Source organism: Sphingobacterium spiritivorum ATCC 33861 (assembly GCF_000143765.1).
Taxonomy (GTDB): domain Bacteria; phylum Bacteroidota; class Bacteroidia; order Sphingobacteriales; family Sphingobacteriaceae; genus Sphingobacterium; species Sphingobacterium spiritivorum.
This window is the reverse complement of the sequence record NZ_GL379771.1, coordinates 337,884-360,679: the sequence shown is the minus strand read 5'-3', so window position 1 is coordinate 360,679 and position 22,796 is coordinate 337,884. Positions and strand designations below refer to the sequence as shown.

The 22,796-nt window shown below is 41.9% G+C and carries 15 protein-coding genes; 8 read left to right on the top strand and 7 right to left on the bottom strand.

Annotated elements, in window-relative coordinates; all coding sequences use genetic code 11:
• Window positions 1-6: 6 nt before the first annotated feature.
• From argC to nagA, 8 genes are all read left to right on the top strand, one after another.
• On the top strand, window positions 7-1,026 hold the full coding sequence (gene argC / locus HMPREF0766_RS11615; RefSeq protein WP_002997314.1) for an N-acetyl-gamma-glutamyl-phosphate reductase: 1,020 nt from the start codon (window positions 7-9) through the stop codon (window positions 1,024-1,026).
• Between the two features lie 265 nt (window positions 1,027-1,291).
• Complete coding sequence (locus HMPREF0766_RS11610; protein ID WP_002997313.1) at window positions 1,292-4,381, top strand: SusC/RagA family TonB-linked outer membrane protein; 3,090 nt, start codon at window positions 1,292-1,294, stop codon at window positions 4,379-4,381.
• Window positions 4,382-4,394: 13 nt separating this feature from the next.
• On the top strand, window positions 4,395-5,948 hold the full coding sequence (locus HMPREF0766_RS11605; RefSeq protein ID WP_002997311.1) for a SusD/RagB family nutrient-binding outer membrane lipoprotein: 1,554 nt from the start codon (window positions 4,395-4,397) through the stop codon (window positions 5,946-5,948).
• 56 nt (window positions 5,949-6,004) lie between these two features.
• Window positions 6,005-7,960 (top strand): alpha/beta hydrolase family protein, encoded by a 1,956-nt coding sequence (locus HMPREF0766_RS11600; protein WP_236590400.1) that lies wholly within the window; start codon window positions 6,005-6,007, stop codon window positions 7,958-7,960.
• Between the two features lie 12 nt (window positions 7,961-7,972).
• The gene (locus HMPREF0766_RS11595; RefSeq protein WP_002997306.1) at window positions 7,973-9,406 is read left to right on the top strand and encodes a Gfo/Idh/MocA family protein; all 1,434 of its coding nucleotides are present in this window, start codon (window positions 7,973-7,975) and stop codon (window positions 9,404-9,406) included.
• 22 nt (window positions 9,407-9,428) lie between these two features.
• Window positions 9,429-10,166, top strand: a complete 738-nt coding sequence (locus HMPREF0766_RS11590; protein ID WP_002997304.1) for a glucosamine-6-phosphate deaminase — start codon at window positions 9,429-9,431, stop codon at window positions 10,164-10,166.
• A gap of 10 nt (window positions 10,167-10,176) precedes the next feature.
• On the top strand, window positions 10,177-11,460 hold the full coding sequence (locus HMPREF0766_RS11585; protein WP_002997303.1) for a sugar MFS transporter: 1,284 nt from the start codon (window positions 10,177-10,179) through the stop codon (window positions 11,458-11,460).
• Window positions 11,461-11,517: 57 nt separating this feature from the next.
• Window positions 11,518-12,705 (top strand): N-acetylglucosamine-6-phosphate deacetylase, encoded by a 1,188-nt coding sequence (gene nagA / locus HMPREF0766_RS11580; RefSeq protein WP_002997300.1) that lies wholly within the window; start codon window positions 11,518-11,520, stop codon window positions 12,703-12,705.
• 5 nt (window positions 12,706-12,710) lie between these two features.
• Here nagA and HMPREF0766_RS11575 read toward each other — a convergent pair whose 3' ends face one another.
• The 7 genes from HMPREF0766_RS11575 to hemA form a co-directional block, all read right to left on the bottom strand.
• Window positions 12,711-13,724 carry a LacI family DNA-binding transcriptional regulator gene (locus HMPREF0766_RS11575; RefSeq protein ID WP_002997298.1) on the bottom strand — a complete coding sequence of 338 codons (1,014 nt, stop codon included), beginning with the start codon at window positions 13,722-13,724 and terminating at the stop codon, window positions 12,711-12,713.
• 173 nt (window positions 13,725-13,897) lie between these two features.
• Window positions 13,898-14,728: a hypothetical protein gene (locus HMPREF0766_RS11570; RefSeq protein ID WP_002997296.1), complete on the bottom strand. Its 831-nt coding sequence runs from the start codon at window positions 14,726-14,728 to the stop codon at window positions 13,898-13,900.
• Between the two features lie 100 nt (window positions 14,729-14,828).
• Window positions 14,829-16,145 carry a glutamate-1-semialdehyde 2,1-aminomutase gene (gene hemL, locus HMPREF0766_RS11565; RefSeq protein WP_002997294.1) on the bottom strand — a complete coding sequence of 439 codons (1,317 nt, stop codon included), beginning with the start codon at window positions 16,143-16,145 and terminating at the stop codon, window positions 14,829-14,831.
• Between the two features lie 147 nt (window positions 16,146-16,292).
• Window positions 16,293-18,209: a glycoside hydrolase family 35 protein gene (locus HMPREF0766_RS11560; protein ID WP_002997292.1), complete on the bottom strand. Its 1,917-nt coding sequence runs from the start codon at window positions 18,207-18,209 to the stop codon at window positions 16,293-16,295.
• 330 nt (window positions 18,210-18,539) lie between these two features.
• Complete coding sequence (hemB, locus tag HMPREF0766_RS11555) at window positions 18,540-19,514, bottom strand: porphobilinogen synthase (protein WP_002997290.1); 975 nt, start codon at window positions 19,512-19,514, stop codon at window positions 18,540-18,542.
• 92 nt (window positions 19,515-19,606) lie between these two features.
• Window positions 19,607-21,193 (bottom strand): hydroxymethylbilane synthase, encoded by a 1,587-nt coding sequence (hemC, locus tag HMPREF0766_RS11550; protein ID WP_002997288.1) that lies wholly within the window; start codon window positions 21,191-21,193, stop codon window positions 19,607-19,609.
• 130 nt (window positions 21,194-21,323) lie between these two features.
• On the bottom strand, window positions 21,324-22,565 hold the full coding sequence (gene hemA / locus HMPREF0766_RS11545) for a glutamyl-tRNA reductase (protein WP_002997285.1): 1,242 nt from the start codon (window positions 22,563-22,565) through the stop codon (window positions 21,324-21,326).
• Window positions 22,566-22,796: the final 231 nt, after the last annotated feature.

Below are 22,796 nucleotides of genomic sequence, written 5' to 3'. Positions count from 1 at the left end.
GAAAGAATGGAAAAGATTAAAGTAGGAATTGTAGGATCTGCAGGATATACCGGCGGAGAGCTTCTTAGGGTATTGATCTATCACCCACAGGTGGAGATCGTATTTGCTCAGAGTGCTTCTAACTCAGGAAATAAAATTTATGATGTGCACAATGACCTTTTCGGAGATACCGAACTCACTTTCTCGTCAGACATCTGCGATGATATAGACGTACTGTTCTTATGTGTTGGACATGGTGATGCACGCAAATTTCTGGATGCCAATATTATTGCGGAACATGTGCGTATAATTGATTTGTCACAAGACTATCGTCTGCGCGCAAATACTGACTATCAGCACAAACAATTTGTCTACGGGCTACCGGAGTTAAACAGAGATCTCATCAAAACAGCTCATTATATTGCTAATCCGGGTTGTTTTGCTACCAATATCCAACTGGCATTATTACCATTAGCCGGACAGGGATTGCTACCGGATCAGATCCATATCAATGCGACTACCGGATCTACCGGGGCTGGACAAAAGCCGGGTGCAACGACTCATTTCTCCTGGCGCAATAATAACCTGTCAGCTTACAAATCCTTTGAGCATCAGCATTTGCAGGAGATCTCTGAATCACTGGACCAGTTGCAAAACGGATTCTTGCCTCTTTCTGATAAAACACTGTTGGATCGTGCCGCAGAAAAGATCAATTTCGTTCCGCAAAGAGGCGATTTCACAAGAGGCATTTTCTCCGCTATCTATGTAGAGTCTGATCTGAGCGAAGATGAGGCATATAAGCTTTATGAATTGTATTATGCCGGTCATCCTTTTACACATGTAAGCCGTGCAAATGTAGATCTTAAGCAGGTAGTCAATACGAATAAGAGCATTATTCACCTTGAAAAACACGGGAATAAATTATTAATCCTTAATGTAACCGATAATCTGCTGAAAGGTGCTTCCGGGCAGGCCGTTCAGAATATGAATCTGATGTTTGGACTGGATGAGCGTGCCGGTCTCCAACTAAAGAGCGTAGGATTCTAGATATTTTCAAAACTGTAAATACAGAAGAGCGTCTGGCATAAGTCAGACGCTTTTTTATGTACTTACATTCCCAGTTTTCGTAATAAACCTTAATTTTCCTTGTAGTAAAATGCATCCGATACCTGTATTTTATCGGTAGCGTTACCGATAACGCTACCGGTGTTTTATTTGTCTGTTTACTCGTTTTTATAGCAAACATCTTCTTTCTTTGAATATCAGATAGCGCTAGCTATTGAAAATATTCACCCAAATTAATAAACAGATTATGATACAATGTAAACCATTTAACTTTGTATTCTTGTTAGGACTCTTGCTGATATTTTTCTTGTCAAACCCTTCAGGTGTGTTGGCTCAGGAAAATGATACGCAGATAAAGGGAGTGGTCAAAGACGCTTCTACACAGTCCGCAATTGCAGGAGTATTAGTTAGCAACCAGAAAACCAAACAGCAGACCAGCACAGATGCTTCCGGTGCTTTCAGCATCAAAGCAAATGTAGGAGATGTACTGAGATTCTCCTTTCTGGGCTACGAACATGTCAATGTCCCTGTTACGGCAATAAAATCGATAGAAGTCGCTATGACAGCGAGCAATTCTATGATAGATGAAGTGGTCGTGACAGCACTGGGCATTAAGCGGGAAGTCAAATCCCTGACTTATGCGACTCAGCAATTGTCAGGATCTGCAGTAAATGATGTGCGTGATAATAGTGGTAACGTAATGAGCAGCCTTACGGGGAAGGTTGCCGGAGCCGTTGTCACTACAGCAGCTACAGGACCGGGAGCTTCGGCCCGTGTCGTGCTTCGCGGGAATAAGTCTATCAGCGGCAATAATAATGCACTGATCGTGATTGATGGAGTTGTTTTTGATAACTCCAGTCAGCAGCAGGCTACCGGAACTACTTATAACTACGGTACAAGTGATGGAGCTGCCAACATCAATCCGGACGATATCGAATCTATCAATATCCTAAAAGGACCTTCTGCAGCAGCTTTATACGGTAGCCGCGGAGCGAATGGTGCTATTGTCATTACCACAAAGCGCGGAACGGCAGGACGTTATCAGATTGACTATAACGGGAGTGCTTCTTTTGACCAGGTAAATATGCTGACCAAATTTCAGAATGCCTACGGAAGAGGAAACGGAGGAGTGTATGCGGATAATGCTGCAGAGAGCTGGGGTACAAAAGCGCAGACCTACCAGAGTAATGTAAGAGACTTTTTTGAGAATTCAGCTACCTTCAATAATACGGTCAGTACCTATGGCGGAACCGAAAAAGTACAGGGATATGTGTCTTATTCTAACAGTAAGATCGGAGGAATTGTACCCGGGAATAAGTTGGGCAAGAACGCCTTGAATCTGAGAGTTAATACCGAACTGATCCCGGGATTGAAAACGGATGTAAAACTGAATTATCTTAATCAAAAAATAGATAACAGACCTCGTCTTGGGGATGCAGGCACACCTATCGAAGCTTATATTATGCCCAGAGATATGACATCGGATGAACTTGGACAGTACGAAACCATCAATCCCGCGAATGGCCAGCCTATACGTAAGTACTGGACGAATTCTTCCATTTATGACAATCCGTACTGGAGTACAAACCGCACTTCGGTAGATGAACAGCGTGACCGTATCACCGCTTTAGGTTCGGTGACCTACGAATTTACAGATCGTATTCGTCTGATGGGAAGAGCCAGTTTTGACAAGTATATCGATAAGACCTATGGTAAATTCTATGATGGTACAGTTTCATTGGGAGATGTACGTAAAGGAGGTAAATATTACGAGACCAACGCCAGATACTGGGAACGAAATCTGGATGTGCTCCTTACAGGTGACCAGGATCTGTCAGAGCAGATTAAACTGAATTTTACGGCGGGAGCGAGTGCACTGACACGTAAATATTCCATAACACAGGATATGGCAAATGGCTTGTCTATTCCAAATCATTTTTCTTTGACAGCTGCGACCACACCTGAATTTCCGATTGTACAGGATTACGAAAGAAGGCTCAACTCTGTATACGGAAGTCTGCAGTTCGGATTTTTTGATTACCTGTTTCTGGATATGACTGCACGTAACGACTGGTCTTCAACATTAAAATCGCCACATAGCTATTTCTATCCGTCTGTAGGTGTTTCAGCGGTATTTCATGAAGCTCTGAAATTGCCGGAATGGGTAACCTTCGGAAAGGTCAGAGGATCTTATACTATCGTTGGTAATGATGCTGAACCCTCATTACTGAGACAATTATATCTCTTCTCACAGGGAGCCGGACAAGGTTTTATTTCGCGGTCACCAAATAAATCTATTGAAGACCTTAAGCCTGAAAAAACAAAATCTCTGGAAGTGGGGCTGGATATGAAATTCTTTGATAACCGTTTAGGATTTGACTTTACCTATTATAAAGCGAATACAATCAATCAATTGTTGTTTATAGGAATGCCTATGGCCAGTGGATTTAGCCGTCAGTATATTAATGCAGGAGACATCCGCAACAGTGGTATGGAACTGCAACTGAATGCAACACCTGTGCGTAAAGAGAACTTCTCCTGGCAGACAGGAATTAATTTCTCCGCCAATACCAATAAGGTGATCGAGTTGAGCGAAAAGACAAAGCAGGTAAATGTCACTGATAATACTAAGTATGCGACAGTCGTGGTTAAAGAGGGAGAACGCTATGGCGATCTGTACGGCCATAAATGGAAAGTGGATGCTGCGACAGGTAAGTATGTTGTAGGAGCCAATGGCCTTCCGATTGTTGAAGCCAATAAAAAATTAGGCAATTTTAATCCGGATGCATTAGTAGGATGGAGCAACAGCTTCAGTTATAAAAACTTTCAGTTGAATACCCTTATTGATGCGCGCATCGGAGGTGAAATTGTCTCCGGTACGGCAGCTTATCTGGCCGCTTTCGGAGTGGGTGATTTCACAGAGACTGCACGTGAGGGCGGATTGGTGTTGGATGCTGTTACAGAAACCGGCGCAGCCAATACAACAGCCATCACTGCACAGCAACTCTGGACTACGGTATCTCAAAACGGACGGGATGCATGGGGTGAGTTTTTTACATATGATATGACTAATGTAAGGTTACGTGAAGTAGCACTTTCTTATAAATTCAAATTGAAAGAGCAGCATTTTATCAAAAATGCACAGGTATCTGTAACAGGTAGAAACTTGTTCTTTTTCTACCGTGGTAAATCTACCCTCAATATCCCGGGAATCGGAAAAAGAAACAATCCAATAGATCCTGAGGCGGCATTGGGAGCCGGAAATTATCAGGGTGTTGAACTCGGACTCCCGCCATCGGTAAGAACTTTTGGTATGAATGTAAAACTGACTTTTTAAAGAAGAGAATATCATGATTAAGAGAATATATAAAATATATGTACTGGCAGCCTTAGGTTTGGCTTCATGTACAAAAGATTTTGAGGATATCAACAGAGATCCCAACAAGTTGACAGGAGTCGGACAGCGTGAAATGCCTTTTATGTTTGCAAAAGCGCAGTCGTCTTCGGCACTTAACCGAAGTTTCTATCAAACCGTACAGAATCTGGGCGCAGATCTGTACGCCCAATATTTCGCACTGACCAGCACATCATTTGCTACAGATCGCTATGCATTGGTGCCGGATTGGCAAAGAAGATTCTGGACAGTTGTATACGTTGATACTGCTCCGCAGCTTAAAAGTATACTAAGTAATGCCGAACCAAATTCGGGAGAAGCGGCTTTGGCCAATATCCTCTGGGTATATGCATTCCACAGACTGACAGATCACTTTGGACCTGTCCCGTATTTTGATGCTGCAGAAGCCAAGGATGTGATTCCATATGATCCTATGGACAAAATCTATGACGATTTTTTCGTTCGGCTGACCAAGTCCGTTGCGGACTTAAAAGCGCTGCCTCCCGGAACAAAGGTTTTTGAAGGGTATGAACTTATGTATAACGGCAATATAGATTACTGGGCTAAATTTGCAAATTCACTTCGGTTGCGTCTGGCAATACGTATCTCTAAAGTCAATCCGGCAAAGGCCAAAGCAGAAGCAGAGGCCGCCATTGCTGCAGGAGTCATGACAGCCAATGATGAAAATGCTTTACTTCTGAAAGCACTCGCAGGGAACGATACAAATGGTTTGTCACAAGTAGCTGCATGGAATGAATTTGCTATGAGTTCTACCATTGCTTCTTACCTTAAAGGATATGAAGATCCCCGCTTGCCCATATATTTCCAGCCGTCAGTCCTTACCAATTCATTTAATAGTCTTCGTAATGGTCTCACAGCAACAGATCTGGGTAATCAGCGCAACAGACCTGGCTCCAACTCTAATGTCGGAACGTACTGGGCAACCAAAAAGGCAGATGGTACTTTTGATGGTAATCTGATCAATAAATTTCACATTATGTGTGCAGCAGAGTCTTATTTCCTTCGGTCTGAAGGAGCTTTGAATGGCTGGAATATGGGAGGAACAGCACAGGAATTGTATGAACAGGGAATAAAACTGAGTCTCCGGCAGTGGGGTGTCACCGATGCTACGCTGATCAATACGTATGTTTCTTCTCTAAAGACTCCTGCAGCTCCGGGCGATTTTAATAATTCTCCTGCTGTAGCACAGATCCCTGTAAAATGGTCTGCAAGTGCAACAGAACAACGGGAGCAGATCGGTGTACAGAAATGGCTGGCGATATTCCCGAATGGTATGGAAGCATGGGCCGAATACAGGAGAACAGGATATCCGAAAATGTATGATGTCGTGAAATCTGATAGCCCGGATCTGCCTCAAGGGACATTTATCAAACGTATGCCTTATCCGCTGACAGAAGAAACCAGTAATCTGGAGGAACTGAACAAAGGGCGGGCACTACTCGGTGGTAAGGATAATGCGGCAACTCGGTTATGGTGGGATGTAGATTAAGTACAGGCCGTATAATGCAAACTTGTTTTATTGTTTTTATAATAATGTTATTTTCAATGCATACACAAGCTCAAAATTCAATTCCCCGTTTGTTTGAATCCCAAAATATACCTGACCCTGTCGCTTTGCCCTTGACAACCAAAGCTGCAGAATTGGCTTGTAGACATTGGAGCAGACCGCTGTTGGAAAGTGAAGACGTAGTTCGTATCATCCGGGAAAATACCAATTTCAAAATTCAGGAGAACAAAAATGTGAGTTACGAGATCGTAAACTCGTTGGAGCGTTCGGGATTTACAATACATACTATCCTGTTTGAGAGCAGGGAAGGTGTCTGGGTGCCCGCAAGTCTCTATGTCCCGAAAGGAGAAGGACCATTTCCTGCCGTTGTCAATAGCCACGGACATTGGAAAGACGGAAGGCGTACAGATATAGCACAGCAAACTGCACAGTTACTGGCCAGCAATGGATATGTATGCCTTAACATGGACGCCTGGGGTGCAGGTGAACGTGGTTCGGAACATACACATGAATACCACGGTTCCAATCTTGGAGCCTCTTTGATGAATGTCGGAGAGACCCTGTTAGGGTTGCAATTGTCGGATAACAGGAGGGGAGTAGATCTGTTATGTACGCTTCCTTATGTTGATACAGACCATATCGGTGCAACAGGGGCGAGTGGTGGAGGTAACCAGACGATGTGGCTGGCTGCAACGGATGATCGTATCAAGGCAGTAGTCCCTGTAGTGAGTGTTGGCACCTTCAGATCATATGTCATGAACAGTAACTGTGTATGTGAATTAATGCCGGACGGGCTCACGCATTTAGAAGAAAGTGATGTGCTGGCTGCGGTGGCACCACGTGCACTGAAGATGCTTACTGCTATTCAGGATGGGAATGCAGCCTTCGCTCCGCTACAAATGTTAAAGACCTATAAGCAGATCTCAGGTCGTTTCACCGAAAAGCAACTGGCGTATGAACTGTTTAATTCCGGACATGATTATAATACGGATATGCAGAGGAGTATGCTAAACTGGTTTGATACACACCTTAAACCCGATAGTACAAAACAGCAGGACCTTACGATCTCACCACTTGTGCCTGTTGAGGACTTATCCGTATTCAAAGGGGATAAAGCACTCCCTTCCATTGTGACGACTAAAGATTATATCAGGATAGCCGGACACAATTTGCGCAAACGACTAGAGCATGAAGAGCATATCGACCGGAAAGAAAAACAGACAGAGCTCGAGAGTATGTTATATCCGGGACAAAGAGATATTGTCCTTAGAAGGTATACGTATAACGCGAGCAAAGGCTGGGAACCTCTGTTGTTGGAAACCAGGCAAGCGCAGTTTATTCCCCTGCTATATCGTCTGCCAAAGAATCAGAATAAAGGATTTAAACTGATTATATCTTCAAAAGGAAAACAGCAGATAGATGCTGTGCAACTGAGTGAACTGGAGCAGCATGGGTATGGTATTATTGTCTTTGATCTCTATGCCGTTGGTGAAAGATCCTCACAGACTGGGGATCATATTGACGGACAATTACCCAGGTTCCATACGGTTTCACGTGCCTCACTCTGGTTTGGAGAACCAATGATGGGCATATGGAGCAATGAGATTGCTATGGTGATTAAAGAGATACAACAATTATTCCCCGATCAGCCGATAACTCTTATGGCAGATAAAGAGGCAGCACTGGCCACACTTTATTACACGGCATTGGCCGATTGGTCTTATCCTGTAGAACTGAATGAATTACCACTCAGTTATCTATGGGATGAAGGAAAAAATGCTGATGCATTTAATATGGCTGTCCATGTTCCCGGCATCGTTTCTTGGGGAGATCTGCCAATGCTGTTGGCTTTGAGCAATTCAGAATTTCACCTTTCTAATGTAGTTTCCATTACCGGTGAGAGAATAAGTGATGATGAGTGGGGAACATACGTTTCCTGGCTGAAGATCCTAAAACATAAATTAAATACGAACGGAAAAATTTCACGAAACTAACAACACATATATATGCGTACAGACAGAAGATCATTTTTGAAATTATCAGGATTGGCAGGAGTCGGCTTGCTCAGTGGCTGTAGTACCGGAACTAACCAGACTACAGAAGCAGACAGCAAACTTGGACATATTCTAAAAGAAGCAGAGAAAGAATACAGCTCCGGATTTAATATGTCAGGTTATGCTGCACCACGACTTGAAGTTGTGAATATCGGATTTATCGGTGTAGGAAACCGTGGGTCAGCTGCGGTGGAACGTATGAGCTATATCGAAGGCGTATCGATAAAAGGAATATGCGATGTAAGAGCTGAAAAGGCAAATGAAGCCAAAGCCCGTATAAAAGCAGGCAATCATGAGGCTCAGTTATATACCGGATCGGATGAAGCCTGGAAAAAAATGTGTCAACGGGAAGATATATCCCTTGTTTATATCGCTACACATTGGGCAACACATGCTGAGATGGCCGTATATGCTATGGAACAAGGCAAACATGTAGCTCTGGAAATTCCTTCTGCGACTTCGGTGGAAGATTGCTGGAAGCTGGTGATGACATCTGAAAAGACAAAACAGCACTGTGTTATTCTGGAGAACTGCTGCTATGACTTTTTTGAGTTGCTTACGCTCAATCTGGCCCGTCAGGGTTTCTTTGGAGATATTGTACATTGCGAAGGAGCGTATATTCATGATATTCTGGATAGTTTTTTTGACGAAAACAAACGCTATGATTTTTGGAGATTAAAGGAGAATGCACAGCGCAACGGAAATCTGTATCCTACACATGGACTGGGCCCGATTTGTCAGGTGTTAAAAGTCAATCGCGGAAACAGGCTTGAATATATGAGTTCGATGTCTTCCAAAGATTTTATGCTGGAGGCCAAAGCCGAAGAAATGGCCAAGACTGATCCTCGGTTTAAAGCTTACGTGGGTAAGCCTTTCCGTGGCAATATGAATATATCCAATATAATGACAGCTTCCGGAAGTACGATTATGCTGCAGCATGACGTCTCCACACCAAGGCCGTACTCCCGTCTGCACCTGATTAGCGGAACTAAAGCATTTGCACAGAAATATCCCTTGCCCGGTAAGATAGCGGTAGGACATGAGGACTTTATGGGCGAAACAGCAATGAAAAATCTGGAAGATATACATACACCCGGATTGGTTAAGAAAATCGGAGAACTGGCAAAAAAGATAGGCGGACACGGGGGGATGGACTTTATGATGGATTGGCGTCTCATTGATTGCCTCAGAAACGGACTTCCGATGGATATGGATGTCTATGATGCGGCGGCATGGAGTGTGATCGGGCCGCTCAGCGAATGGTCTGTTGCAAATGGTTCAAAACCCATTATGATACCAGACTTTACAAGAGGAAACTGGAAGAACAACAAGATACATGATATTGATCTGCATACAGGCGGAACAACAGGCGTATTAAATAACTAAACTATATATAGAAGGAGTAATTGTGAAAATTGAAAAACTAGAAAATCATCAGGATTTGGGCAAACGCGCAGGTCAGATCGGAGCAGAAGCCATTAGACAAGCTATTCGTAAACAGGGATATGCAAACATTATTTTAGCGACAGGACAAAGTCAGTTTGAGACTATTCAGGAATTGGTTCGGGCGGAAGACCTGGACTGGTCCAAAGTCAGAATGTTTCATCTGGATGAATATATCGGATTGCCGGTCACGCATCTGGCAAGTTTTAGAAAATACCTGACGGAGCGGTTTGTAAACCATGTGCCGGCTCTTGCTGAGGTGGTGCTGATCGACGGCGAGGTAGTACCCGCTGAGGAGGAATGTCAGCGTCTGGCCCGGAAAATAATGGATAACCCTATTGATGTCGCCTTTGTAGGAATCGGAGAGAACGGACATCTGGCTTTTAATGACCCTCCTGCAGATTTTGAAGAAACAGCACCTTACATTGTCGTTAATCTGGATAAGCAATGCCGGCAACAGCAGTTGGGAGAAGGATGGTTTCCTTCCCTGGAGGATGTGCCTTTGCAGGCAATCAGTATGTCTATCCGGCAAATTATGAAATCGAAGAAGATTATCTGTGCTGTACCGGATAGTCGAAAAGCACAGGCTGTAAAGGATTGTCTGAGCGGAGAAGTATCCAATATGCATCCGGCGAGTATTCTGCAGCAGCATCCGGATTGTACCTGTTTTGTGGACAGCGGATCAGGAGCATTATTGCCATAATCAGGAACTTATGACTAATAAACCCCTTAATAAAAGAGATACCGCTATTTCAGTCGGCATAATAGGGATGATGTTTTTCATCTTTGGATTTGTGTCCTGGATAAATGCGATACTGATTCCTTATTTTAAGATCGCCTGCGAGCTTACCAATTTTCAGTCGTATCTGGTTGCATTTGCCTTTTATATTTCCTACCTGGTCATGTCTTTGCCTTCTTCTTTTTTGCTGAAGAAAATCGGATTTAAAAAGGGAATTATGGTTGGATTCTGGACGATGGCATTAGGCGCATTAATATTTGTACCGGCAGCCTACAGCAGAGCTTATCCTGTCTTTTTACTGGGATTATTTACATTAGGAGCCGGTCTTGCTATTTTACAAACGGTAGCAAACCTGTATATCACTGTAGTAGGCAATAAGGAACGTGCCGCGCAGCGTATAAGTATCATGGGTATATGTAATAAAGGAGCAGGTATACTTGCTCCTTTAGCTTTTTCGGCGGCGATACTGCGCCCGACAGATGGTGAACTCTTCCGGGAGATTCCATTGATGAGCGATGTTGTGCGGGCGACTGTACTGGATGAACTGATTATGCGGGTAGTAATACCCTACACCATAGTGGCCTGTGTTCTCTTTATTATCGGAATAGCTGTTCGTTATTCTCCTCTTCCCGAACTGACTTTGGAAGATGATACAGATAATAAAGCGGGGAAGAAAAATATTCTGCAATTTCCACACCTGGTATTAGGAGCTATAGCGATTTTTCTGCACGTAGGGACGCAGGTTATTGCTATTGATACAGTGATCAGCTATGCTGATACCATGGGACTTACGCTTATTGAGGCTAAAGTATTTCCTTCGTATACCCTTACTGCAACTATAGTAGGTTACCTCCTAGGGATTGTTGTTATTCCGAGGTTTATCAGCCAACGTAGTATGCTGAAGATTTGTACCTTGACAGGATTACTGTTGTCTCTGTCTATACATCTTTTTCACGGTCAGGTAGACTGGCTGAATCACCATGTAGATATATCGATCTGGTTTGTCGTACTTATTGGTCTGCCAAACGCCTTGATCTGGGCCGGAATATGGCCTCTTGCACTGGACGGACTTGGTAAATATGCAAAGGAAGGATCAGCCTTACTGATTATGGGGTTGTGTGGAAATGCCATTCTGCCTCTTATCTATGGAATAGTGGCAGATGTAAGTAATGTACAGACAGCGTATGCTGTATTGATTCCCTGCTTTTTGTATTTGGTATTTTATGCTTTTATCGGACACAAAATCAAAAACTGGTAGAGCCTCCGGTAGGATGACTGCATCCGGCCGTTTTATAACCTTAAAAAGACAAGCGAGATGCAGACAAAAATAATTAATGCTAAGCTGATATTACCGGATCGTATTATTCCCAACGGCTCTCTGCTGATCCGGGAAGGTAAGATTGTCGAAATTCACGATTCTCCTGTAGAATCTGATAGTGAAACCGTAATAGATGCTGAAGGGATGTATGTATCTCCCGGATTTATCGATATACATGTTCATGGCGGCGGCGGTTATGATATAATGGATAATACGGTAGAAGCTTTTCTGGGCGTTGCTGCTACCCATGCGCAATATGGAACTACCGCCATGTTGCCTACAACGCTCACCAGCGAAACTGCTGATTTGATTGATTTGTTCCACGTGTATGAGCAGGCATTGTTACAGAATAAAGATGGTGCACGTTTTCTCGGACTTCATCTGGAAGGTCCGTACTTTGCTATGAATCAACGTGGAGCACAGGACCCGCGTTATATCCGAAATCCGGATCCTGCAGAGTATGAACCTATTTTACGGGATTACCATCATCTTATAGCCCGATGGAGCGCAGCGCCGGAATTACCCGGAGCATTGACATTTGGAAAAAAAGTACGGGAAAAAGACATTTTGCTTGCATTGGCTCATACAGATGCAGTATATGCTGAAATTGTAGAAGGATTGGAATCGGGATACAATCTGGCTACTCATCTTTATTCAGGTATGTCTGGCATGACCCGTAAGAATGCTTATCGATATGCTGGTACGATAGAGAGCTGCCTCTTGCTGGACGAGATCCACGTAGAAATCATTGCAGACGGTGTACACCTCCCGGCCCCCTTTCTACAGTTAATTCATAAAACGAAAGGTACCGAACGTATTACATTGATAACCGATGCAATGCGTGCAGCAGGAATGCCTGAAGGCAAAAGTGTATTAGGAAGTTTGCGAAATGGCTTGGAAGTGATTGTAGAAAATGGTGTAGCTAAACTGCCGGACCGCTCTTCTTTTGCGGGAAGTGTGGCTACTATGGACAGATTGATCCGTACGATGTTGAGTGAAACTTCGGTAAGCCTGCAGGAAGTGATCCGTATGGTCAGCATCAACCCTGCCCGTCTGATAAAAAGAGATCAGGAAATAGGATCAATAGCGATAGGTAAGGATGCTGATCTGGTGCTTTTTGATGAAGACATTAGTATCCACAGGACCATTATTCAGGGCAGGTCTGTTTACGAAAAGAAGAAATAGTCCTTCTATTGGAAACTTACTGAATCCCGGACAATCAGTCTTCCGGGCAAAATGACATCTTTAGATTCATAATTCCGGTTTTTGATATGTTTGATAAGCAGTTCACAGCTTCTCTTTCCAATTTCAAAAGCCGGCTCTTCTATAGTGGTAAGATTCGGTTCCACAACACTGGCAATAGGATCGTTCGTAAATCCAATAACACCAACTTCAGCCCCCACCTGTATATGATGTTGTTTTAATGTGAGAATGGCACCGACAGCTTTGCGGTCGTTCACAGCAAAGATCGCATCGGGTCTTTGCGTTAGTCCCAGTAGCTTTTCAGTGTCTTCAGACCCGTTATTCTGCGAAAAACCGGAGTGTATAATATAATCAGATCGTACAGGAAGTCTGTGCTGTTCGAGTGCCTTGAGATAGCCGTTCAGACGTTGTTGGGTGAATTTTAGTTCTTTAGGTCCTGCAATATGAGCAATCCGGCTATATCCGTGCTTTATAAGATAATTCGTAGCTTCATAAGCGCCCTGAAAATCATCCTGCAATACTTTTGAAGCTGTACTATTCATAGGAGCACGGTCAAAGAATACAATCGGTACACCATCATTTCTGAGACGTTCAAAGTGGTCTTCCAGAAGCGAATCCGAAGAGATAGAAATCAGAAGGCCATCCAGACTTGTTATAGCCAGATTTTCCAGAAGGTCGCGTTCCCGTTCAGCATTATCATTCGTTACATAAAGGATAACATTGTACCCTGATTCATACGCCTGCTCCTGTATACCGGATATGACGGTTGAAAAATAATAGTTCGTGATAAAAGGGATCACAATCCCGATATTTTTGGTACTGCCTGATGCAAGAGCTGCGGCATTTTTATTTGGTTTGAAATTAAGTTCCTTTGCCAGTTCAAGCACCCGGTTTCGGGTTTCAGGATTTACATCATAGGTATCCCGGAGTGCTCGAGAAACAGTGGAGACAGATATATTAAGGATGTCTGCGATTTCTTTAATACCAATATTCTTTTTCATAACCGGTTTACTGAATTTCTAATATAACAAAACATCTTTAATATATAGATGTTACCACGGATTAAGAAATCAGAATAATGATATTCTTTGCCGGACAAAGGAAAGGATATACAAAAACAGGGTTGTATCGATTATTCAATACAACCCCGTTTCATTTATAGAAAAATTAAATTCTACTTTTCTAACAATTTGATATCTCTTTCGATAGATACATTGTCACCTGTTACGGCTTTACCATCTTTATCGACCAACGTCAGTTTGATCTTTGCATCACCCAAAGGAAGACCTTTGATCTCGTATGGTGTCCACTGGTCTAATGTGAAATCCTGTCCGTTTACACTGGCTACAACTTTATTGCCATCAGCTGCCAACGTTGTATTCACAACATAAAAATCTAACAACAGATTTTTAGTGTCCTCACCTTTATATTCTCCTTTAGGACGACTGTAAAATAGAGAGGCCTCTTTTGGAGTCGGAAGTTCCGTAATCTTTCCTGTATTATCGACCTTGAATTTTACTAATTTGTAAGCATCAGCTGATTTGATAGACTCATGATAGGAACGTGAAAGGAACGAAAGCAGGTAGTGCTCAGAATTAAGTGCTACTGTTACCGAATTTTCAGGTTTATACAATGCTGCATAGGGCTTGTTATCCAAAATAAAATGAATATGCTGCCCTTCATGCGAATTAGCCATATGATCTGCATGTTCGTGAGCCGTCTGTTCGGTCAGTTTGAAATTTTCTACCGTGTATTTAACAGTTATTTTAGCAGAATCAGTTCCTGCTTTTTCAGATGTAAGGGACGCAATTTTTAATGTAGCACCCGGAAACTCTTTAGAGTGACCTACTGGAGTTACTGTAACTGCAGCTGTCTTTGATGTATCTGACATAGATGTAGAATCACCACTGTCTCCGCCTGTAGTCTTTGCCGGATTATTACACGCAACTATAGTCGCTCCTACAGCAACAATAGCCAATGCCGATTTCCAAGATTGTTTTTTCATCTTAATAAATTTATAATTAATGATTACGATAAACTAATTTTAAGGATCAGTGACCCTATTTAGTTACAACAATGAATACAGAAAAAGGTTTCAGAAATAATTAACCAAATACAATATCTAAACTTTCAAAAATAGCTTTTTTGGCCTTTTCAAGGTCTTCTTCTGTATGAGCCGCCGATATAAAACCTACTTCATATCCTGAAGGTCCCATATAGATGCCTCTGTTCAGCAATTCGCGGTGCATAACCTTATATTTTTCCATAGAAGCGGGGTCAATTTGATCTGCACGACGGATTTCAGTATTGGTTGTGAATGCAAACCAGAATATAGAACCAATAGTCGGAATATTTAATTCATAACCATGCTGTTCTGTATATTCCTGAATAGCCTGCACAAATGTTGCAGTTGTAGCAGCAAGTGACGTATAGAAATCGGGCTGAGCCAATATATTCAGGGCTGCAATACCTGCAGACATCGCAACCGGATTGCCGGATAAAGTACCCGCCTGATATACATTTCCATCGGGCGATATGCAACTCATCAGTTCTTTTGAAGCTCCGTAAGCTCCTACCGGCATACCTCCACCGATAATTTTGCCGTAGGTGATAATGTCCGGTTGAATGTCATAGTATGCTGCAGCGCCTTCGAAACCTAAGCGGAAGCCGGTAATGACTTCATCGAATATCAGCAAAGCTCCGTTATCCTTAGTGATCTGACGTAAGAAATTGATATAGGCTTTAGTTTGGATCAGTAGTCCGTTATTTGCCGGAATACCTTCTATGATCACTGCTGCGATCTGATCTTTGAACTGCTCGAAAACAGTTTGTAATGCTTTTTCATCATTCAGGGCAATTACAATGGTTTCATCCGCAAAAGATTTTGGAACCCCGGCTGAAGATGTCTCGCCGAATGTCACTAATCCTGATCCGGCTTTAACCAGTAAAGAATCGGAATGACCATGATAGCAACCCTCAAATTTGACAATTTTGTCTCTTTTTGTATAACCACGTGCCAGGCGTATTGCCGACATGACAGCTTCTGTACCTGAACTTACAAAACGGATCTTTTCCAGATATTTATTGTTGGATAGAATCAGTTCCGCTAATTCATTTTCTAATGCTGTCGGTGCTCCAAAACTCAATCCTTTTCCTAATTGTGCTGTCACCGCTTCACGCACCTGAGCATTGTTATGCCCTAAAATAAGCGGACCCCAGGAGCAGCAAAAGTCTACAAACTCATTGCCATCTGCATCCCAGATATGTGCTTTATCACCACGCTCAATAAATAAAGGGGTACCGTATACGGATTTGAAAGCACGAACAGGCGAATTTACGCCTCCCGGAAAATATTGTTTTGCTTTTTCAAATAGTTCTGCAGATTTAGCCCTTGAAATATCAGGGTAGGATGTATTACTCATATCGTTATTCTCGTTGTTCGTGTAAAATTATTCAATTATTTGTGAATTGGAAGCTCTATTTTTCAAGTATGTAAAAGCTGTGACAAATAAAAAGGGCTTTATGATTTACATAAAAGCCCTTTTTATCCCATTATAGAGATAAATTGTTTATAAGACCACTTTATCCAGAACAGGTACTTTCACTGTACTGACTTCTGTTTTGATTTCGTCGTTTAGCTGTTCAAAAATTACGATACTGTTACTGCCTTTTTTGAGATAAGGTCCGGGAATATATAAGGTGTGCTGAGGTCCGGTTTTCCAGTATCTTCCGATATTGATGCCGTTAATAAATACAATACCTTTTCCCCACTTTTCCATATCAATAAAAGTATCTCCGATCTCCTTTAAATCGAAAGTACCCTGGTACAATACCGGCTGACCTTTGAGTGTTGCGATTTTCGAAGTATTTACTTTTGTATTCTGAATTGTTGCAGTTTGTTTGCCTGCCAGATCAGGTACTTTGTCCATTGGTAATTGTTGCATAGTCCAATCTCCGGTGATTTCCATGTCATTGATAAGCACAGGGGAGATGATGCCTTTGTGGTTATGAATAATTTCTGAGCCATAGTTGATTCTTCCCATATTCTCGACCAGAATCTGTAAGGTGGAATTAAAAGGAATGTCTATGTCCATTTCATAATTTTTAAACACCCGGTTTAGTTCACCTACTTTTGTGCCATCGATATATACTACCGCAAAATCTCTCAGCCCGTCAATTTTCAATTTTCCGTTTATAGGTTGATTAAACTGTTTGCTATACAAAACATAGCCATTTGCCTGATCCAGTTGTTCAAAGTTAAGTGGAGTCTCATTGATCGTTGTTTTTGCTGACTTTGCGTAATCAAAAACATTGGCTACAGCAGTAAGCTTAATAGATGGAATTTCAATTACCGGATTTGCTTTAGGTATGGCCGGTACAGTATAGTCCGCATATTTCTGTATAACCGTCCGGATAGAATCATATTTTGGAGTGGTCCACCCGGCTTCACTGATTGGCGCATCATAATCATAACTGGTAATATCCGGCTGTATATCAGATTTGTTGTTGTAATTTGCCCCCGATGTAAAGCCAAAATTAGTCCCGCCATGTACCATATAATAGTTGAAAGAAATATCATTCTGCAGATATTTCTCGGTTTGACGCGCTATTCTGCCCGCATCTACCTTTGCAAAAGGCTCTGCCCAGTGATCTAACCAGCCGGGATAAAATTCCGCTACCATATACGGCCCCTGATTATTGTTATACTGATCAACTACTTTCTTAAGATTGGAAATATTGTTTTCTCCGTTAGCGGTTGGTAAGGCTCCGGGGATGGCACCTCCCTCAAATAACCAGCTTCCATCTGAAGTAAATAAAGGAACATTGAACCCCGCTTCTTCCAGTTGCTTTTTGATCTTCGCGTTATAGGCTTTATGTTCTTCTAAGGGAATATCTTTACGCTGGCTGACATATGATCCGAATTCATTTTCGGCTTGAACCATTATAATAGGTCCTCCATTTGTAATCTGTAAACTTCCCACTTCCTTCGCCAGACGGTCAATATATTTTTTTGTATACTCCAGAAATTTGGCATTGTCACGTCTTATTTCCAGGCCGTCTATCTTTTGAAGCCACCACGGATATCCGCCAAAATCCCATTCTGCACAGGCATAAGGACCAGGACGAAGAATTACATGTAGCCCCACTTCACCGGCTGTTTTTATAAAAGCAGCCAAATCATGATCCCCCTCAAAGTTCCAGTTGCCGGGACTTTCTTCATGGAAATTCCAGAATACATAAGTAGCTACCGTATTAAGCCCCATAGATTTGACCATTTGCAAACGATGTTTCCAATATTGATGTGGAATGCGTGCGTAGTGCATTTCTCCGGATAATATTCTGGTTGCCTTTCCGTCATATACAAAATTTCCGTCTTTGATCTCGAAAGTGTGTTTTTTTTGAGCCTGAACATCCTGAAATGCAATGGTGCTCATGAAAGTGGTGGTGAGAACGGCGTAGCAGAATGCCTTTTTTATTAACTTCATCTTTAAATTGTGATTAAAGTACTTGATTTATCTCTTTTTTGAGGTATTTATATGTAATGTTAAGGAAAAGTGTTGTTTTGACCAATCATAATTTGAAAACAAACGTTTGCGCCATCTATTTGTTACATTAATCTTGTTAATAATGTGTGACGCCTTGGTTTAGGGATAGTAAAAGCGTTTCTTTTATACTGTTTTGTTGAGCTAAAGCTCAGTTTTGTATCCTGATTGTGTAGTTATTGCTGCAGGATGATCGTCTTTTCGGACAGTTACCGGACTCTTAAAAATGAAAAAGTCCGGAATACAATCCGGACTCTTCTATAACTGCTGTAACTATTTAAGCCAGCCTTTTTCTAAAACTTCTTTGGCATGATAAGTCAGAATTGCAGTTGCGCCCGCACGTCTGAAACTCAATAAGGTTTCCATTATCGAACGCTCGGCATCTAACCATCCGTTTTGGATAGCCGCTTTCAACATGGCATATTCACCACTTACATTATAGGCTGCAATAGGAAGATCGAAGTTATCTGCTAATAGCTTTATGATATCGAGATAGGGAAGACCCGGTTTTACCATCAGGAAGTCAGCACCTTCTGCCGCATCCAGTTGTCCTTCAATAAGCGCTTCTTTACTGTTTGCAGGATTCATCTGATAAGTTTTCTTATCTCCGTGTTTAGGAGCCGAACCCAATGCATCCCGAAACGGACCATAAAAGGCTGAGGCGTATTTCGCAGTGTAAGACATCAGTGAGACATGACTGAATCCATGCTGATCCAGATGTTCACGAATATATCCGATACGTCCGTCCATCATATCAGACGGGGCAATGATATCGGCTCCTGCCTGAGCGTGAGCTAATGCCATCTTTCCTAATACATCCAACGTTTCATCATTAAGAATTTCGCCGTTTTCGACGATTCCGTCATGCCCGTCACTGCTATAAGGGTCCATCGCTACATCTGTAACGACACATGCTTCGGGAAAGTTCTTCTTTACTTCAGCGATGGCACGCAGATACAGACTGCCATCTCTATAGCTTTCTGTCGCATATTTATCCTTTAGTGATTCTTCAATGTTAGGGAATAAATCAAAGGATTTTAAGCCCAGTTTCAGACAACTTTCCACCTCTCTTAACAGGTTATCTATGGAATAGCGATAAATACCAGGCATAGAAGAAACCTCAGTTTTTTGCTGGTTGCCATCTATGATGAATAAGGGGAAAATGAGATTGGACGCGTCTAAACGTGTCTCTTGGATCATGTCGCGGATCACGGCTGATTTACGATTTCTTCTCGGACGTTGTAACATGTTATATGTGTTTTTAGAATCAAAGACAAGAGATAAAAGAGAATCTTTTGTCTGACAGACTCTCTTTTACTTTTGAGTTTTTACTTTTGAATTTAATATTTCAATCCGAATACAGCCTCTGTCAGACCGATTTCATCAGGCGAATAGGGTGTTACATAAGGTAATCCCATTTCGGCTATTTTAGCACCGGTAGATTTGCCTATAGAAATAATCTGTTGTCCCGGTTCAATAAGATTGTCGATAAAATAGGCCTCGACATTACTTGGGCTGGTAAAGATCAGCACTTCAGCTGTGGTAGAAGCGACGTTTTCATCAAGTACAGTTTCATAGACTGGCATATCAATGATTTTTGTATCTGCACTCATGGCTTTCTGTATGGTTTCTAATGAATCCTTAGCTCTTGGGAAAAGTACCGTCTGTCCATTTGCTATTTTGGCAAACTCAAGGCCAATCTCATCCGTATGGATTCCGAAATCATCTCCGGAGAAATCAGCGACACGGTCATATTTGCGCAATGCCTCTTCGGATCCTCTTCCGACTACACCTATCCTGGTATGTTTGCGTAACTGCGGATCCAGTGAAAAGAAATGATCAATACCATTTCTACTTGCAAAGAATACCCAGTCCACATGTTTTAAGATAAAAGGATCTAATTTATTAATGATCGGATAGATGCGGATCAGAGAACGGGCATCAAGCTGGATATTATGCTTGGCCATCGCTCTGGCAAAATATGTGTTTTCGTCTATATCCCGTGAAATAAAGATAGACGAGGGAAGTTTACGGTCTTTGGCAAATTTTGCAAAGATCTCTTCTGCCATTCCTTCCGTAGAATCACGCTGGATATATAACCTGTCCGGAAATTCGTCACTGGTATCTGCGACAGATGTCCAGGCTTCATATTTGCCTTCACTCTTGCGGCAATAGCATCCCAGAGGGGCATGGCATCCGGCGTCAAATAAGTTAAGTACTTTGCGTTCTACAGCTATTACTTCAGCCACTTCCTTATTGTGAATGACTTGTAAGGCTTCATATAACTCCTGGTCTGATTCACGTATCTGTATGGCCAGCACACCTTGTGCAGGTGCAGGAATCAGTTCAACCGGAGGAATCTCTTCTACATAAAATTCTGAAAGATCCATATCAATACGTTCTACACCAGCTTTAGCCAGGATAATCGCATCATAATTTTCATCTCTCAGTTTCTGAATACGTGTCTGAAGATTGCCACGAAGGTCATCAAATTCCAGATCAGGGCGTAAGGATAAAAGCTGTGCTTTTCTGCGGTTAGAAGACGTCCCGACCGTTGCATTATGCTTCAGTGAAAGACGTTTTTTGATATCTACACAGTCTTTTAATACGATCAGCAGTTCTGCAGGACTTTCCCGTTCAGAAACTGCAGCAATAATTAATCCCGGAGGATTGACTGTCGGTAAATCTTTGTGAGAGTGAACAGCCAGATCAATCGTTGATGACAATAATTCTTCTTCCAGTTCTTTGGTGAAAAATCCTTTGCCCTCCAGTTTGTCCAGACGCAAATGCTGTATAATATCTCCCTGAGTCTTGATTACTTTCAATTCAGAGTCAATTCCCGCTGCTGCAAGTCTGTCTTTAATGTGATTAGCTTGCCACATGGCGAGTTGGCTTCCGCGTGTTCCAATGATTAATTTTCTGTTCACGTTAATTAACTATATTAAATAGATTTAGAATAAGAAAGCACAAATTTAGCCAAATAGATGTATAATGCCGACATACCTATGTCAGATTAAGTCAATTTTTGTAAAAATTAAAAGGAATAATTATCGAAAACTAATTGTTTTCAGCCTCTGAAGTTTTGACAAGAATTTCTTTTGCCATTACCATAGGAACTTTGATGTATTTCTTTTCCATATAGTTGATGACTTTTTCCAGTACTTCTCTCGCCTGAGGATCCAGTTTGCTAAGATCCTGAGCAAACACTTCATTAATCGCAAAAGACTTGATTTCCTTGATTTTTTCAGGAACCTGTCTCATAGCGACTTCCACACGACGCTGTTTGATAATAGGAAGAAATTCTTCAATATTCTGCTTGATGATACACTCTGCGCTGGTCAGCTCATCGTAACGTTCCTGAATATTTTTTTCAGCAATAGCCTGCAGACTGCTTACTTCAATATAGTGGATAGGGTGGCGCGCAATTACTTCAGCATCGATATCATTTGGAATAGCCAGATCCACTATGATTTTTTTGTCTGTTTCGCCATTAAGTAAAGATTCATACAGAGCGTTATTAACGATAGCATCCGGAGCTCCGGTACAGGTGATCAAAATATCGAAGCCATTTTTGTAGTTGCCCAGTTCGCTCAACGGATATACCTGTGCATTTAGTTCCTGTGCCAGAGTATGGGCATTCTCTACCGTACGGTTGAAAATAACAAAATTTTCAAACTTGTGCTTTTGCAGATATTTCGCAAGATTCTGATTTGTCTCTCCGGATCCGATGACAAGAATACGCGGATTAGTTGTCAGCTTAAGCTCACGAAGCTTACGGTAAGCTAAGGACACTACAGATATAGGATTACGGGAGATCTTCGTGTAAGTATATACTTCCTTGGCAGTCTTGATCAGACGATCCATCATCAGGCGCAGAAAATCTCCTGTGAAACCCGCTTCGCGGCATCTTTCATAGGCTCTTCTTACCTGTGACAGGATTTCTTTCTCACCAACGACAAGACTCTCAAGAGAACAGGACATCCGAAGCAGATGGTTTAATGCATCCAGTCCTTCATAACGGTTTACCTGACCCAAGTAACATTGAAGACGTTCCTGAGGTACACAGAAGTTTAATTTTTCCATAAACTTCGCAACAAAATCATCGCTCAGCTCGTATGCTCCGTAAAATACAAATTCAACCCTGTTACAGGTGCCGATGTAAAAAATCTCTGGAATATCAAGGCTGTGCTTTAAGTTAATTAACCGACTCTCCAGTTCCTCATTACAGATTACCAGATTGCCAAGGTCTTTTAACTCGACGTGCTTGTGTGTAAATGCTATAACTTTTAAATTCTTCAAAGCTGAATCTCGTTGCTCACTATTTTAGTAGTGCAAATGTAGTCTAATCGGCTATGTATTATGTCAAAAATCTGTCAAACGGATGAATTTAGAACGATTATAAATAGTGTTAAAAATTTGTTAAAATTCTATTAATCAATTTGTTGTATATTTTTTTGATTTAAAAATGTGATGTCAATCATTTAAATGGTTAGGAACAAAAAGTATTTATTATTTGTGAGGATATGCAAT